This window comes from Amycolatopsis acidicola (assembly GCF_007713735.2).
GTDB classification, from domain to species: domain Bacteria; phylum Actinomycetota; class Actinomycetes; order Mycobacteriales; family Pseudonocardiaceae; genus Amycolatopsis_E; species Amycolatopsis_E acidicola.
Window position 1 is genome coordinate 170,653 of the sequence record NZ_VMNW02000002.1, and the last position, 13,982, is coordinate 184,634.

Annotated in this window: 11 protein-coding genes; 1 reads left to right on the forward strand and 10 read right to left on the reverse strand. The window is 70.9% G+C overall.

Translation table 11 applies throughout. From position 1 onward, the window contains the following. Nucleotides 1-253: 253 nt before the first annotated feature. From FPZ12_RS02430 to FPZ12_RS02460, 7 genes are all read right to left on the reverse strand, one after another. Nucleotides 254-3,664 carry a molybdopterin cofactor-binding domain-containing protein gene (locus tag FPZ12_RS02430; protein WP_144745885.1) on the reverse strand — a complete coding sequence of 1,137 codons (3,411 nt, stop codon included), beginning with the start codon at nucleotides 3,662-3,664 and terminating at the stop codon, nucleotides 254-256. Then, nucleotides 3,661-4,104, reverse strand: a complete 444-nt coding sequence (locus tag FPZ12_RS02435) for a (2Fe-2S)-binding protein (protein WP_144745883.1) — start codon at nucleotides 4,102-4,104, stop codon at nucleotides 3,661-3,663. Before FPZ12_RS02435 ends, FPZ12_RS02430 begins: the two co-directional genes overlap by 4 nt. Beyond that, nucleotides 4,097-5,053 carry an LLM class flavin-dependent oxidoreductase gene (locus tag FPZ12_RS02440; protein WP_144745881.1) on the reverse strand — a complete coding sequence of 319 codons (957 nt, stop codon included), beginning with the start codon at nucleotides 5,051-5,053 and terminating at the stop codon, nucleotides 4,097-4,099. The genes FPZ12_RS02435 and FPZ12_RS02440 overlap by 8 nt, the downstream gene beginning before the upstream one ends. Then, the gene (locus FPZ12_RS02445; RefSeq protein ID WP_144745878.1) at nucleotides 5,050-6,360 is read right to left on the reverse strand and encodes an MFS transporter; all 1,311 of its coding nucleotides are present in this window, start codon (nucleotides 6,358-6,360) and stop codon (nucleotides 5,050-5,052) included. The genes FPZ12_RS02440 and FPZ12_RS02445 overlap by 4 nt, the downstream gene beginning before the upstream one ends. Before the next feature lie 103 nt (nucleotides 6,361-6,463). Then, nucleotides 6,464-7,639 (reverse strand): 3-isopropylmalate dehydrogenase, encoded by a 1,176-nt coding sequence (locus FPZ12_RS02450; RefSeq protein ID WP_144745876.1) that lies wholly within the window; start codon nucleotides 7,637-7,639, stop codon nucleotides 6,464-6,466. A 36-nt stretch (nucleotides 7,640-7,675) separates the two neighbouring features. After that, a complete protein-coding gene (locus tag FPZ12_RS45450; RefSeq protein WP_166462535.1) occupies nucleotides 7,676-8,377 on the reverse strand; it encodes an SDR family NAD(P)-dependent oxidoreductase in 702 nt (233 codons plus the stop codon). Continuing rightward, nucleotides 8,374-9,189, reverse strand: coding sequence for a polysaccharide deacetylase family protein (locus FPZ12_RS02460; RefSeq protein WP_144745875.1), 816 nt, complete (start codon nucleotides 9,187-9,189; stop codon nucleotides 8,374-8,376). Before FPZ12_RS02460 ends, FPZ12_RS45450 begins: the two co-directional genes overlap by 4 nt. A 131-nt stretch (nucleotides 9,190-9,320) precedes the next feature. On the opposite strand from FPZ12_RS02460, the gene FPZ12_RS46815 reads away from it, so the two are divergent. Continuing rightward, nucleotides 9,321-10,085: a FadR/GntR family transcriptional regulator gene (locus tag FPZ12_RS46815; RefSeq protein WP_144745873.1), complete on the forward strand. Its 765-nt coding sequence runs from the start codon at nucleotides 9,321-9,323 to the stop codon at nucleotides 10,083-10,085. A gap of 11 nt (nucleotides 10,086-10,096) precedes the next feature. Here FPZ12_RS46815 and FPZ12_RS02470 read toward each other — a convergent pair whose 3' ends face one another. The 3 genes from FPZ12_RS02470 to FPZ12_RS02480 are packed head-to-tail and all read right to left on the reverse strand — an operon-like array spanning nucleotide 10,097 to nucleotide 13,577. Beyond that, nucleotides 10,097-11,476, reverse strand: coding sequence for an amidase (locus tag FPZ12_RS02470; protein WP_144745871.1), 1,380 nt, complete (start codon nucleotides 11,474-11,476; stop codon nucleotides 10,097-10,099). A 41-nt stretch (nucleotides 11,477-11,517) separates the two neighbouring features. Continuing rightward, a complete protein-coding gene (locus tag FPZ12_RS02475) occupies nucleotides 11,518-12,288 on the reverse strand; it encodes an SDR family NAD(P)-dependent oxidoreductase (RefSeq protein WP_166462536.1) in 771 nt (256 codons plus the stop codon). Beyond that, the gene (locus tag FPZ12_RS02480; protein ID WP_166462537.1) at nucleotides 12,285-13,577 is read right to left on the reverse strand and encodes an MFS transporter; all 1,293 of its coding nucleotides are present in this window, start codon (nucleotides 13,575-13,577) and stop codon (nucleotides 12,285-12,287) included. The genes FPZ12_RS02475 and FPZ12_RS02480 overlap by 4 nt, the downstream gene beginning before the upstream one ends. Between the last annotated feature and the right edge of the window lie 405 nt (nucleotides 13,578-13,982).

Genomic DNA, 13,982 nt, shown 5'->3' on the forward strand with positions numbered 1-13,982 from the left:
ACCTCTGCCCCCGTCCCTGCCCCGACCAGTCCAACAGCGGGAAGTTTCAGGCGAAGACAGCCAGGTAAACATCGCGTGACCCGCGTTCGGTCCACTGTGGACCGTGCAGGCCGCGCCGGCTCCGTTCGCACACACCCTCCACACCGTTGTGACACATCGATCTTGCGCCCGGCACGGCGCTGCGGGCAACCCCGCGGCGGGTTCGGGTCAGTATCGGCGACGGGTGGCCACGGGCACACCCTTTCCGGTCCACTCAGCGGACCGGCGGGGTTGTGTCGACGACCGTGCTCACACGCGCGCTCTCCGTCCGCACCTCTTCGACGGCCTGTTCGACCAGTCCCCCGGCGGCGTCGAGCTTCCACGCGTTGCGCGGCAGCGGGTGCGCGTGCCGGTCGAGCACCGCGTCGACCGCGGCTCGTGCCGACGCCGGTGTGACGACCGTTCCGTCCAGCGCTTCCTCGGCCTCCGTGAGCCGCCACGGGGTGGGTGCCATCGCGCCCAGGACCAGGCGTGTTCCGCTCCACCGGCCCTGCGCGTCCACCTCCGCGGTGATGGCCGCGGAGGCCGTCGCGAAGTCGCCGGTGTAGAGCGCCAGCTTCGTGAACGCACTCCGTTTCCCGGTCACCGGGAGTGTCACCGCGGTGACGATCTCTTCCTCGCGCAGCACCGTTTCGCCCGGCCCCGTGTAGAACCCGCCGACAGTGACGGTCCGGCTCCCCGCCGTACCGGTCAGTTCCAGGGTGGCGTCGTGGGCGAGCAGCGCGGTCGCCAGGTCCGACGGGGTCACGGCCTGGCAACGATGCCCGTCGACGGCCGCGTGCTGGAACCGGTGGTCGCCGAGCACGGCGTAGCAGGGGCTGGTCGCGCCGTTGCGCTTGTAGCAGTCGAATCCGTTGCGGAAGAACCAGCAGCGCTTCTCCTGCACCAGGTTCCCGCCGACGGTCGCGGCGTTCCGGATCTGCGGCGAGGCGATGGTGTCCACCGCCGTCGCGACGGACGCCGGGACGTCCGGATGCGCCGCCAGTTCGCTCAGTGTCGTCGCGGCGCCGATCCGCAGCCCGTCCGGTGTCCGCCGGATGCCCCGTAGGCTCGTCAGCGCGGAGACGGCCACAAGCGTGTGCGCGGGCCGCGCCTGGCGCTGGCGCTCCACGGGCAGATCCGTCGCGCCACCGAGCGCCGCCGTTCCGGGCTTCGCCAGCAGCCGAGTCGCTTCGGCCACGCTCTCGGGCACGCGCACCTCGGGCTCCGGCGCGGGCGGGCGGCGCCGGGCCCGGTGGGCCGCGCCGAACCTCGTGCCATACCGGTCGAGGAGCCAGTGCAGGCCGAGCGGGTAGCTCCGGCGGACCGCGGCGATCCACCACCGGCCGGGCCGCCGCCACAGCCGGTGCCGCCGCCGGCGGCCGGCCAGCGCGGTCAGCACCTTGTCCGGGGTGATCGGCAGTTCGCGGATCCGCACGCCCACCGCGTCGTACACCGCGTTGGCCACCGCGGCGCCCGGCGGGATGATCGACATCTCCCCCACGCTCTTCGCCCCGTACGGCCCGGCCTTCTCGTGCCCCTTCACGATCACCGCGCGCACCGACGGCAGGTCGGCGTTGCGGGGCATCGCGTAGTGCAGGTACGTGGTGTTCACGATCCGCCCGCCTTCGCGGATCAGCTCCTCGCCCAGCGCCGCGCCCAGGCCCATCGCGGCGCCGCCGATGATCTGCCCTTCCACGGCGGTCGGGTTGATCGCGGTACCGACGTCGTGTGCGGCCACGTAGTCGACGACGCGGACGGCACCGGTGCGGCGATCGACGTCGACCACAGCGCCGTGGGCCGCGAAGGCGTAGCTCGGGGACAGGTTGGCCGTGTCACGATCGGGGCTGAGCGGTTCGGTGCCGTCCAGGAGGTAGCTGGTCTCGTGGCTGAGCACACCATCCGCCGCGTCGTCGGCCAGCGCCACCAGGTCGCCCAGGTCGATCGCGTCGTCTCCCCCGCGCGCCCGGCCGTCGCGCAGCGTGATTTCGCCCGGCGCCACACCGAGTTTTTCCGCCGCGAGGGCACGGAGGCGGTCCGCGAGTTCGCGCGCCGCCTTGCCGACCGACGAGCCGGTCATGTGCGTGCCCCGCGACGACCAGGCGCCCAGCTCGAACGGCGTCCGGTCGCTGTCCATCGACAGCACCTCGACGTGCGCCAGGTCGACGCCCAGCTCGTGCGCGGCGATCTGCGCGAGGATTGTGTTCTGTCCCGTGCCCGCGTCGCCGCTGCCGTGCCGGACCCGCACGTGCCCGTCGGCGTACAGGTCGAGCGCGGCGTCGCTGCGGTTCGCGAACTCGTACGCGTACGCGCCGCTCCCGTGCGAGCCCGCCGCCACGCCCCAGCCGCGCGCGACGTCGCCCGACGGCCGCGACGCGCGGGCGCGGTCCCAGTCGAGGCCGTCGCGGACGGCGGTGAGGCAGTCCCCCAGCCTGTTCGAACCGACTTCGTAGCCGCACAGCGTCGTCGTATCGGGCGCGGCAAGGTTGCGCAGGCGCAGTTCGATCGGGTCGGTGCCGAGCCGTTCGGCCAGTTCGTCGAGCTGGGACTCCATCGCCAGCGACACCTGCGGCGTGCCGTAGCCGCGGAACTGCCCGCCCGGCTGGGTCGCGGTGTCCACCAGTCGCGCGGTGAAGTCCACCCCCTCCGGCCGGTACATCGAGCCAAGGGTGATCACGCCGACGCGCAGCACCGACGTACCCATGTGATTGTAGGAACCGTTGTCCACCACCACATCCGCTTCGAGCGCACGCAGCACCCCGGCGGCGTCGGCGGAGCTGCGCAGCCAGGTTTCGAAGCGGTGCCGGGGTTTGTTCGCACCGAACTCCTCCTCGCGGCTCAGCGCCACGAGTACCGGGCGGCCGGCCTTGCGGGCGAGCGCGGCGGCCAGCACCTCGTGTTCGGAGGCCTTGGACTTGCTGCCGAACCCGCCGCCGACGGCGACCTCCCGGCACACCACCTGCTCGTGCTCGAGGCCGAGCAGGTGCGAGACCTCCTTGGCGATGAACCACGGCGCCTGGGTCGAGGTCCACAACTCGACGCGCCGCGTGTCCTCGTGCCAGACGGCGAGGGTCGTATTCGGCTCCATGCAGGCGTGGGAGACGCTCGGGTAGACGAACCGGCCCTCCACGGCGACGTGCGCGGCGGCCAGCCCGCGGTCCGGATCACCCCATTTCGTCCGCAGCACCAAGGAAACGTTGGGCTCGCCCGAAGTCCGGCCGTGCAGCTGCCGCGCACCCGGCCGGCGTGATTCGGCCACGACCAGCGGGGCGCGGCGGCGCCGGTAGCGCACCTCGATCGCACGCGCCGCGGCGAGCGCCTGCCCGGGCGTTTCCGCCGCCACGGCGGCGACTTCCTGCCCGACGTGACGCACCACCCCGTCGGCGAGCGGCGGCCGGTCGGACAACGGACCGCCCCGGTGCAGGTAACGGATCCCGGGCTCGAAGTCCGCGGCGGTGAGCACCGCGTGCACGCCCGGCATCCCATCCGCCACCCGGGTGTCCAGCGCGCGGATCTCCGCGAAGGCGTGCGGCGAACGGAGAATCACCCCGTGCAGGTGGTCGCCCGGCAGATCGGCGGTGTAGGCGAGCAGGCCGAGACCGCGCCGCTCCCAGTCGATCGGGCGGACCCGGCGTCCGACACTCATGACCCCGCCTCCACCACACAGTCCACAATGGCCTGATATCCGGTGCACCGGCAGAGGTTGCCGGACAGCTCGTGCCTGATCCGCCCGGGATCGCTGATTCCCCTGCGCAGCAACGCGATCGCGTGCACGATCTGACCCGGGGTGCAGAATCCGCACTGGAACGCGCCGCGGTCCGCGAACGACCGGCGTAGCCGCTCGCTCTCCTCCGCCAGTCCCTCGCTCGTTTCGATCTCGTCGCGGACGAGGATCGCCGGGGTCGAGCAGGCCATCCGCGGCTCACCACCGACCAGCACCGTGCAGGCCCCGCATTCCCCGCGCCCGCAGGCCACTTTGGCCGCCGTCAGGCCCAGGTCCTCGCGCAGCACCTCCGCCACCGACCGCAGCCCTGGCGCCGCGACGGTGACCGTTGTCCCGTTCACCACCAGCCGGTGCTCAGCCATCGGCCACTGCCAGGAGACCGCGCGGCAGGTCGTAGGAGCCGACGTGCTGCAGCAGGACCGAGGCCACCCCGGAACCCGCCACTTCGGCCAGACGCGCGCGGATCTCCGCGACGGTGCCGAACAGGCAGAACTCGCGCGCGAACGCGACCACCGCCTCGTCGCTCACGTACTTCTCGCACGCCTCGATCGCGTCCGGCCACGACTCCGCGTGCACCAGGTCGGGGTACACCGCCGGCGGCCGGTCCGGCAGCCGGACGTGGATCCCGGCCCGCTCCAGGAAGGTCGTGCCGCCGTTGCCCGCGATGCCGAGGCAGATCGGCTTCAGCTCCCGGGCGTCCCGCTCGATGTCGTCGGTCACCCGGCAGAACGCCGACACCGTGGCGGGCACGGGCGAGCCGACGGCGGACAGCGCGGCGGAAAGCGGTTCCCGGGAAACGCCGGACAGCAGGATCACGCCGTCGGCGATCTCACCGGCGAGGCGGAGGTTGCGTGGTCCGCTCGCCGCGATGTGCACGGGCACGGGCACCGGATCACGCAGTTTCCCCTTCGTACCGGGGAAATCGACCGCCTGCCCGGCGAGCAGGTCGCGGATCACGCCGATGCCGGCGCGGAGTTCGGCTCGCTTGGACGGCGCCAGTCCGACCGGGGCGACCGAACTGTTGCCGACGCCGACGCCGAGCACGAACCGGCCAGGCGACGCCTCGGCCACCGTGCGGGCGGCCGAGGCGACGACGGCGGGGTGGCGCGTGACGACGTTCGTGACCGCGGTGCCGACGGTGAGCCGGGACGTCGCCATCCCGGCGGTGGCCGCCACCGCGAACACGTCCCGCCACAACAGCTGTGAGTCAGGGAACCACGCTTCGTCGAACCCCGCCGCCTCGACCTCGCGGGCGAACTCGGCGAGCTCGGGCAGTGGGGCGCAGGGCGGGACCCGGAGACCGATCCTCATCCCGCCGCGACCTCCGGCCGGGCGACGGTCTCGCGCACGGGCGCGGCCTCACGCAGGAACAGCCCGGCGACGAAACTGATCAGCCCGGCACCGCCCATGTAGACCGCGATCAGCGTCCAGCCGCCCGTCGCGTCCAGCAACGCCGCGCCGATGGTGGGCGCGAACGCGTTCCCGGCGATGGTGCCGACGGTGAAGCCGATCGACATCCCGCTGAACCGCAACGAGATCGGGAAGACCTGCGAGAAGTACACCGGGAACACCGCGTAGTTCGCGGCGTAGCCCGCGAACAGCAGCGCGAAGCCGAGCACCATCAGGCCGCGGTTCCCGGTGTCCAGCAACGCGAACCAGGCGAACGGCAGCACGATCATCGACGCGGCGCCGGCCAGGAACAGCGGGCGCTCCCCGATCCGGTCGGACAGCCTGCCGTAAACCGGGATCGTCACGATGAGCACCACCGCGGCGGGCAGCAGCACACCCAGCATCGACGGTGTGCTCAGGCCGAGCTTCGCCTTGCCGTAGGTGAGCGAGAAGACCGTCGCCATGGTGAACACGATCCCGGCGGCGACCGTCCCGAGCGTCACCAGCAGCACCCGGCCGCCGCACGCGCGCAGGACCTCGACCAGAGGCAGCTTCCGGACCTCGCCGTCGTCCTTGACGTGCGCGAACTCGGGGCTCTCCTGCAGGGTCAGGCGGATCAGCAGGCCGACGCCGACCAGCAGCGCGCTGAACAGGAACGGGATCCGCCAGCCCCAGGACAGCAGCTGGTCCTCGGGCAGCCGGGTGATCAGCAGGAAGATCACGTTGGCGAGGATCATGCCCGCGGCGGTGCCGGTGTTCATCAGGCCGCTGAAGAACCCGCGCCGTTGCCGCCCGGCGTGTTCCACGGTCATCAGCGCGGCGCCGCTGTATTCGCCGCCGAGGGACACGCCCTGCACGATGCGCAGGACCACGAGCAGCACCGGCGCGGCGATGCCGATCGCGGAGTAGGTCGGCAGCAGGCCGATGAGCACGGTGGACAGGCCCATCATCGTGAGCGTGATGACGAGGATGGATTTGCGGCCGACCCGGTCGCCGAGGTGGCCGAACAACAGGCCGCCCACCGGGCGCGCGACGTAGCCGACGCCGAAGCTCGACAGCGAGACCAGGGTGCCCACGACCGGGTCGGTCGCCGGGAAGAAGATCTTGGTGAACAGCACGGACGCCGCGGACCCGTAGATCGCGAAGTCGTAGTACTCGATGGCCGTGCCGAGCCACCCGGCGAAGGTCGCGCGGGCTGGCTGGCTGCGTGGTCGTGCGGGGGCCGTCATGGAAGCTCCTCCGGCTCGGGCGGGCACGCGCGTCCTGGCCGTGCGGGTGCTCCCGGCCCTCGTCGCGTGCGCCGACTATCGGCGGGCCGGGAGCTACGGCCAATCAGTCGGTTCGTTCAGTGGACCAGGCGTTCAGCGGTGGCCGGGCCGTGTTCGCGGGTGCCAACCCGGCCATGGCGGTCATGAGGGATCGGGCGGGGTCGCCCAGTGCGTCGAGTGCGACGTCGGAAACCTTGGCCGCGACGCGGCGGCCGATTTCTGCCGTGTCGGCTCCCATGCCGGGCCCGGTGAGCGCGGTGAGTCCACTCAGGACAACGGATGTCGCGGCTTCACACGCCAGCGCGGCGTCGCGTTCGCCGAGCGTGGCCAGGCACAGCGAGGCCGACAAGATCGCGGCGGCGGGATTGGCCCAGCCTCGTCCCGCGATGTCCGGCGCCGAGCCGTGAACGGGTTCGAAAATGCTGGGAGCCGTGCCTCGCGGGTTGAAGTTGGCGCTCGCGGCTATGCCGAGGCCGCCGATGACAGTGGCGGCGAGATCACTGATGATGTCGCCGAACAGGTTGTCGGTGACCACGACGTCGAACCGGCCGGGGTTCATCGGCAGATGCTGGCACATCGCGTCGGCGTGCACGTAGTCTCGTTCCACATCCGGATAGTCCGCCCCGACCTCGTCGACGATCTGTTCCCACAGCCGGCCCGCGTGCACGAGAATGTTCGTCTTGTGGCACAGGGTAAGCCGCTTGCGCCGGGCCGCGGCGAGGCGGAAGGCGAACTCGACGCACTCGCGGGTCGCGGCCGCGGTCGTCACCGAACTCTGCAGCGCGGTCGCGTTTCCGGTTCCACCGTGCACAGTGGACCCACCGCCGGCGTAGAGGCCTTCGGTGTTTTCCCGCAGGATGACCAGATCGCAGTCGTCCGGGGTGACGTCCCGCATCGGGCTGCGGACGCCCGGATAAAGCCTGGCAGGCCGGACGTTCACCGACTGGCGGAACGCGACGCGTAAGGCCACGATCACGCCTCGTTCGAGCACGCCCGGCGCGACCCTCGGATCACCCACCGCACCGAACAGGATCGCGTCGTGTTTACTCAGTGCCGCAACGGTTTGGTCGTCGAGGGCAACACCCGTTTCAAGGTAGTGTCCGGCGCCGAGTGGATAGCCGGTCGTCGTGACGGAGAAGCCGAATCGGTCCGCAGCCGCGTCGAGGACCGCGAGCGCCGCGGCCGTCACTTCGGGTCCGATACCGTCGCCCTCGATCACGGCGAGGTCGTAGGTGGGCATGGTGGTCTCCTCACTCCGCGCGGGCGATCAGGTTCGTCAGTGCAGGGAACGGCCGCCGTCGACGGCGATCGTCGAGCCGGTCAGGTATCCGTTCGTGCCGGCCAGCACGATCGCCTCGGCGAGTTCCTCGGCGGTTCCGTCACGGTCGATCAGGTAACCGCGCCGTTCGGCGACACCCGCACGTGCGCCCGGCGAGCGTTTCCGCTGCGCGGCCCGCGCCATCGGAGTGTCCACCAGCCCCGGGCACACGCAGTTGACGCGGATCCCGCGCGGTGCGAGATCCACCGCCATCGACCGGCTCAGCCCGATGACGGCCGACTTCGACGCGACGTAGGCCGCCATCTCGGCGATCGGGCGCAAGCCCGCGGCCGAAGCCACGACAACGATCGCGGCGCCCTCCCCCATCATCGGGAGCAACGCCCGGCTGACGGCCCAGACCGCGGTCACGTTGACGGCGAAAACCCGATCCCACTCCGCGTCGGCGTGCTCGTCCATCGTGTCGACCGCTCCGGTGGCCACCGTCCCCGCACAATGCACCACGAGGTCGACCCGGCCGAACGAATCCCCCAGCCGCGCCGCGAACGCGTGCACCGACGCACCGTCGGCCACGTCCACCGGCTCGTCACCGTCAAGATCGGCGACCACGACCGTGTAGCCCTTGGCGCGGAGGAGGACGCCGACGGCGGCGCCGATACCGCTGGCGCCGCCGGTGACGACCGCGACCTGGTCGCCGGTCACCGGGCGTCCTTCGCGGCGAGAAGGCCCGGGCGCACGCGTTCGGCGTAATCCGCGCAGGAAAGGAATTCGGCGCGGCCGGAAGCCAGCGCGTGCTTGATCGTCTGCTCCAGCACCCAGAGCCGCGAGGACCGGCCGATGAACTGCGGGTGCATGCCGATCATGAAGTGCGTGCCCTCCTCTTCGACGAGACCGTCGAACTCGCGGGTCCAGGTTTCGAGGACAGCCGATGGCGCGGACATGACCCGGCCGGCCACGCGGTTGGTGTACATGAACACCGGAGTGTCCACCAGCGCCCAGGCGAACGGGATCTCGACGATGTCCGTCCCGCGTTCTCGATCGTCGAGCAGGTGCACGGAATCGGCGTCGAAGAGGTTGGAGGAGAAGATCATGCCGTGCTCCTCCAACAGCGACACCGAATGAGGCGTCAGCTCCGCGGCGGGCGAACGCCAGCCCTTCGGGGCGCGGCCGGTGGCCTTGACGATCGCTTCGGCGGCGAGCCCGAACTCCTCGGCCTCCTGGTCCCTGCTGAGATTGTCCGACCAGGTATGCGTGTGGCTGTGGTGCTCGATGACGAACCCGGCGTCCAAAATGGACTCGATGGCCGCCGGGTAGCGCTCCACGACCTGCCCCGGCACGAAGAACGACGCGGCGATCCCGTATTTCTTCAGCAAGCGCAGGATGCGGGGCAACCCGACGTTCGGCCCGTAGTGGCCCTGCGAGACCCACACCGGCTTCCCGGCGCCTTCCGGGTCACGGGCGGTCCACAGCAGTTCGGCATCCATGTCGAAGGTCAGCAGCACGGGTGTGGTCATCGATGGCTCCTGGAGTACCGCGCACCGCGGACGATCGTCCCGGCGAGCGAACGGGTTGTGGTCTGACAAGATGCTAGGTTGAAGGCGAAGGCCCGGTTCGGGCCTGCCGACGACGACCTGTCTGGGGAGCGATGTTCAAGCCGGTTGACAAGACGCGGGCCTTCGAAGCGGTCGTCACGCAGATCGAATCGGCCATCTACTCCGGTGAGTACCGGCCGGGCGATTTCCTGCCGCCCGAACGCACGCTGGTCGAGAACTTCGGTGTCGGCCGCTCCACCGTGCGGGAAGCACTCCGGATCCTGGAAAGCATGGGCCTCGTCCGCACCAGCCCGGGCAGCCGCAGTGGCCCGCAGGTCGATGCGACGATGACGCCGGGCCTCACCCGGATGCTGCGTGGCGCCGTGCGGATGGAGCAGATCCCGGTCGTGGAGCTCGTCCAATACCGGATCATCGCCGGGGCGGCCGCCAACCGGCTGGCGGCACACCTGCGGACCGAAGAGCACCTGACCCGGATGGCCGAGGCGATCGACGCCATGGCATCCGCCAAGAACACGGCGGCCTTCGCCGCCGCGGATGACGGCTTCCACGCCGTGATCCGCGAGGCGGCGGGCAACCGGCTGCTCGGCATCATCGGCGGCGTCATCCAGGACGCGACCCTCGACCTCGTCGCCGGCGCGGTTTCGCCCTCGGCCGGCGGGCGGAAGGCTCGCGAGAAGTTCATCGCCGTTCATCGTGACGTCCTCGCGGCGATCGAGAACCGCGATGGCGACACCGCCGCGCGACTGGCCGGGCAGACGCTGTACGCCGGCTATGCCGGGTCGCTCGACGCCGAACAGCGCACGCGGCTCAGGGTACTGCTCGGCCCCGACGGCGCACCCGAACTGCCCGGAGACTGAGCGCGCCACCGTCACGCCGCGGTCCACGGTGCCAGTCGCGGCGGGAACACCTTCTCCTGCACAGCCTCGGCGACGTCGAGCAAGCGATCTTCGGCGCCGGGGCGCCCCAGTACCTGGAGCCCCACCGGCATTCCCGACACCGTGCCACAGGGAACGGTGATCGCCGGATAGCCGGTGTAGTTGGCCAGGAAGGTGTAGGCCACCAGTTCCCGGCGTGCGTCCTCGGGCACCGTGTCCGCGGGACCGCCGGCCCCCTCGGGCGCGATCGTCCCGGTGGTGGGCGTGACGAGGAAATCGACGCCGTCCAGCAGACCGTCGAGGTGGTCGGCTGCCGCGTCACCGCGAGCCAGGGACTCGGAATACCGGGTGCCGGTGACGGCGGCCGCGCGCTCGAGGTGGTGCCGTGTGTAGGCGGCCAGCAGAGCGCGCGCCGCCGGGTCTGCCAGCATCCGGTCGCCGCCGGTAGCGAGCCGGTCGGCCATCATCGCGTCGTAGAACGGTTCCGCGAAGCGGGGTGTGTCCAAACTGGACTGTGTTTCTTCGATGTCCACATCGTCGAGCTCCGCGAGTGTCCCCACGGCCGCGCGCACCGCCGCGACCACCTCGGCGTCCGTGTTCCGCCCGCTTTCGGGGACCCAGCGCAGGCGCCAGCCGGTGGTCCCCGAACGTCGCGTCGCGTCCCGGTCGACGAATGTCCGGGTGGCGCGTTCGGCGTCGACGGGTCCACGCATGGCCTGCCACATCGCACGTGCGTCCCGAACCCGCAGAGCGAGCGGGCCGGGTACGGAGAACCGCCGGGTACCGATGAACCCGCCCCCGGCCGATACCGCCCCGTGAGACGGCTTGAGGCCCACCACTCCGCACAGCGCCGCGGGAATGCGCACCGATCCCCCGCCGTCGCTGCCGAGCGCGACCGGCGTCAGACCCGCCGCCACCGAGGCCGCCGCGCCACCGCTCGATCCCCCACAGATGCGGTGCCGGTCCCACGGGTTCACCGTCTCGGGCTGGAGTTCGTTGAGTGTGCGGATGTAGATCGCGAACTCGGGTGTGTTGGTCTTGCCCACCAGCACGCCGCCCGCTTCCCGGATCCGCGCGACCACCGGCGCGTCACGCTCCGGCACGTGCCCGGCGAACACCGCCGAACCGTATGTCGTGCGGACATCCCGGGTGGCGTAAGTGTCCTTCACCGAGAACGGGATGCCGTGCATCGGCCCGAGCACCCGATCGTTCGCGTCGAGCGTGTCGGCCTCGTCGAGCGCGCGGTCGGCGCAGACGGTCAGGAAGGCGTGCAACGCCGGATCCAGCTCGCGGATGCGGTCGAGGCTTTCGCGGGTCGCGGTGCCGGCGGAGCCGGGCGTTCCCAGGCCCCGCACGTCCGTGACTGCGGACATCGTGGTGCTTCCTCTCTTGCTCGGATGGTCACCGGAGGCGATCACGACCAGCCACCGAAGGCGGACCAGCCGCCGTCGACCGCCAGCGTCTGCCCGGTGACATAGGAGGCGTCAGCCGACAGCAGGAACCGCACGACCGTCGCCACCTCTGACGGCTCGCCCAGCCTGCCCATCGGCGTGCGCCCCAGCACGCCTTGTTCGTCGAGCAATCCGCGCTCGAAGTTGCGTTCGACCAGCGGCGTGAGGATGGTCCCCGGCGCGACCGCGTTGACCCTGATCCCGATGGCCGCCCACTCGGCGGCCAGCTGCCGCACCAGCCCCTCGAGTCCTGCTTTCACCGCGCCGTAGCCCGCGCGGCCGGACATCGCCCGGCTCGCCGCGAGGCTCGACATCGCCACCACCGCGCCGCCACGTACGGCCAGCAGCGGGTGCGCGCGCCGCAGCAGCCGGGCAGCCGAACCCAGGTGCACGGCCCACAGCTCGTGCCATCCGTCGTCGTCGATCTGGTCGAACGGCCTGGTCATCCCGGTTCCGGCGTTGCTGACCACGCTGTCGAGCCTGCCGAACGCGGATTCCGCGTGACCGACGAGTGCCGCCGTGGTCGCGGGGTCCGCGACGTTTCCCGGCACGGTCACGCAGTTCGCGCCCTGCGCCCGCACGTCTTCCGCCGCCCGCTGGAGGTCCGCGTCGTCCTCCAGGCCGTGCACCACCAGGTCCCAGCCCATGCGGGCCAGTTCCACGGCGCACGCACGGCCGATCCCCGACGACGAGCCGGTCACGATCGCCACGGGCTGGGTACCGGCGGCCGTCACCGGTCCCTCAGCCCGGTGAACGCGGTTTCGCGCATGCGGAGGTAGACGATGACGGTCGGGATCGCGGCGAGCATCGCCCAGAACGCCGGCGCCAGCGGCGTGCCCAGCCAGGCGATCAGCGCCGTCGCCACGAACGGAGCTGTGCCCCCGAACAGGGCGGAGCTGAGGTTGTAGGGCAACGCCATCCCGGAGAAGCGCAACCTCGTCGGGAAGAGCTCCGTCAGGCCCGCGGTCCCGGGCCCCGAGTAGCACGCCATGATCAGCATCGCGGGAAGCTGCGCCACGATCGCGACCCAGAAGGATCCGCTCGACATCAGCAGGTAGATCGGAATCGCGGAGACGAAGAACGCCACCGCGTGGAAGATCAGCACGGGCCGCCGGCCGATCCGGTCGGACGCCCTGCCGACGACGAGGGTCAGCACGGCGTAGGTGGCCATCCCGATGACGTTCACGATGTAGGCGTCACCGAGGCTGAGCCCGCCCTGGTTGCGCAGGAACGTCGGTGTGTACGTCAGGAACGTGTAGAACCCGATGTTCGGCAGTGCGGTGTAGAAGAACGCCATGACCATCGCGCCGCGCTGGGTTTTGACGGCCTCCGTGGTGGGCCGCTCGGCTACCTCACCGGCCTGCGCCAGCGCCTGGAAATGCGGGGTGTCCTCCATGCGGAACCGGATGTAGAAACCGACGGCGCCCAGGGGCAGCGCGATCAGGAACGGGATGCGCCAGCCCCAGGCGGACAGCAGCTCGGCGGAGCCGAAGTTCGTGATCGCCGTGACGATGAGGACGCCGGCGAGTGTCCCGGTGACGACGCTGAACTGCTGCCAGCTGCCGACCCTCCCGCGCCGTCCGGCCGGCGCGTTCTCGACCATCATCGTCGCCGACCCGGTGAACTCACCGCCGGCCGAGAATCCCTGGATCAACCGGAAGACCAGCAACAACAGGGGCGCGACGAGGCCGGCGTGAGCGAACACGGGCAGCAGGCCCATGCCGAGCGTGCTCAGCGAAACCATGATCAGTGACAGCCCGAGCGCGGTGCGGCGCCCCCGCCGGTCACCGAGCTGGCCGAAGAACAACCCACCCAGCGGGCGCACGATGAAGCCGACGCCGAACACCGCGAACGTCGACAGCGTCGAGGCCACCGCGCTCTCGTTCGGGAAGAACAGCGACGAGATCACCGGACTCAGCGAGGCGTAGACGCCGTAGTCATACCACTCGATGAAATTGCCGATCCCGCCGGCGAATACGGCGCGACGATCTCCCCGCCTGCCTGACGCGGTCCCGGCGTCCACTCCCTCGGATGGTCGGGCTGGTGACGACACACGCACCTCCGGGCTGTCCGCGCCAGTCGGCGCACCTAGCTACTGGTCTGACCAGAAGAACAGTAGATGCCACCGGACCGGAAGTCCAGGTACCCGGCGAGCAGTAACTACGCGTTAACAGCCTCCGGACGAAGGTGGTCTCTTGACGAGCCTGTGGCGCCCCGCCGGTCTCGCGAACGAAAACCGCGTGCGGCGTCCCTTGCGCCACACGCGGCGGTGACAACGGAACCGCGAAGCGATCATCCGCGTACTCTGCCGCGGGGAAGCCGGTCCGTCGCACCATCGTGCGCGCCGGGCGGCGGCGGGAAAACCCCTCCCACGATGCGGTCAGCGCAGATCGAAGCATGGCCCGTTTGCCTCGGGCACGTCAGCCGA

What these genes read in the sequence shown, in the direction of transcription:
- FPZ12_RS02435 (WP_144745883.1), bottom strand. Translation starts at nt 4,104, where the DNA reads ATGGCTGAGCACCGGCTGGTGGTGAACGGGACAACGGTCACCGTCGCG.
- FPZ12_RS02430 (WP_144745885.1), bottom strand. Translation starts at nt 3,664, where the DNA reads ATGAGTGTCGGACGCCGGGTCCGCCCGATCGACTGGGAGCGGCGCGGT.
- FPZ12_RS02440 (WP_144745881.1), bottom strand. Translation starts at nt 5,053, where the DNA reads ATGAGGATCGGTCTCCGGGTCCCGCCCTGCGCCCCACTGCCCGAGCTC.
- FPZ12_RS46815 (WP_144745873.1), top strand. Translation starts at nt 9,321, where the DNA reads ATGTTCAAGCCGGTTGACAAGACGCGGGCCTTCGAAGCGGTCGTCACG.
- FPZ12_RS02470 (WP_144745871.1), bottom strand. Translation starts at nt 11,476, where the DNA reads ATGTCCGCAGTCACGGACGTGCGGGGCCTGGGAACGCCCGGCTCCGCC.
- FPZ12_RS02460 (WP_144745875.1), bottom strand. Translation starts at nt 9,189, where the DNA reads ATGACCACACCCGTGCTGCTGACCTTCGACATGGATGCCGAACTGCTG.
- FPZ12_RS02445 (WP_144745878.1), bottom strand. Translation starts at nt 6,360, where the DNA reads ATGACGGCCCCCGCACGACCACGCAGCCAGCCAGCCCGCGCGACCTTC.
- FPZ12_RS02450 (WP_144745876.1), bottom strand. Translation starts at nt 7,639, where the DNA reads ATGCCCACCTACGACCTCGCCGTGATCGAGGGCGACGGTATCGGACCC.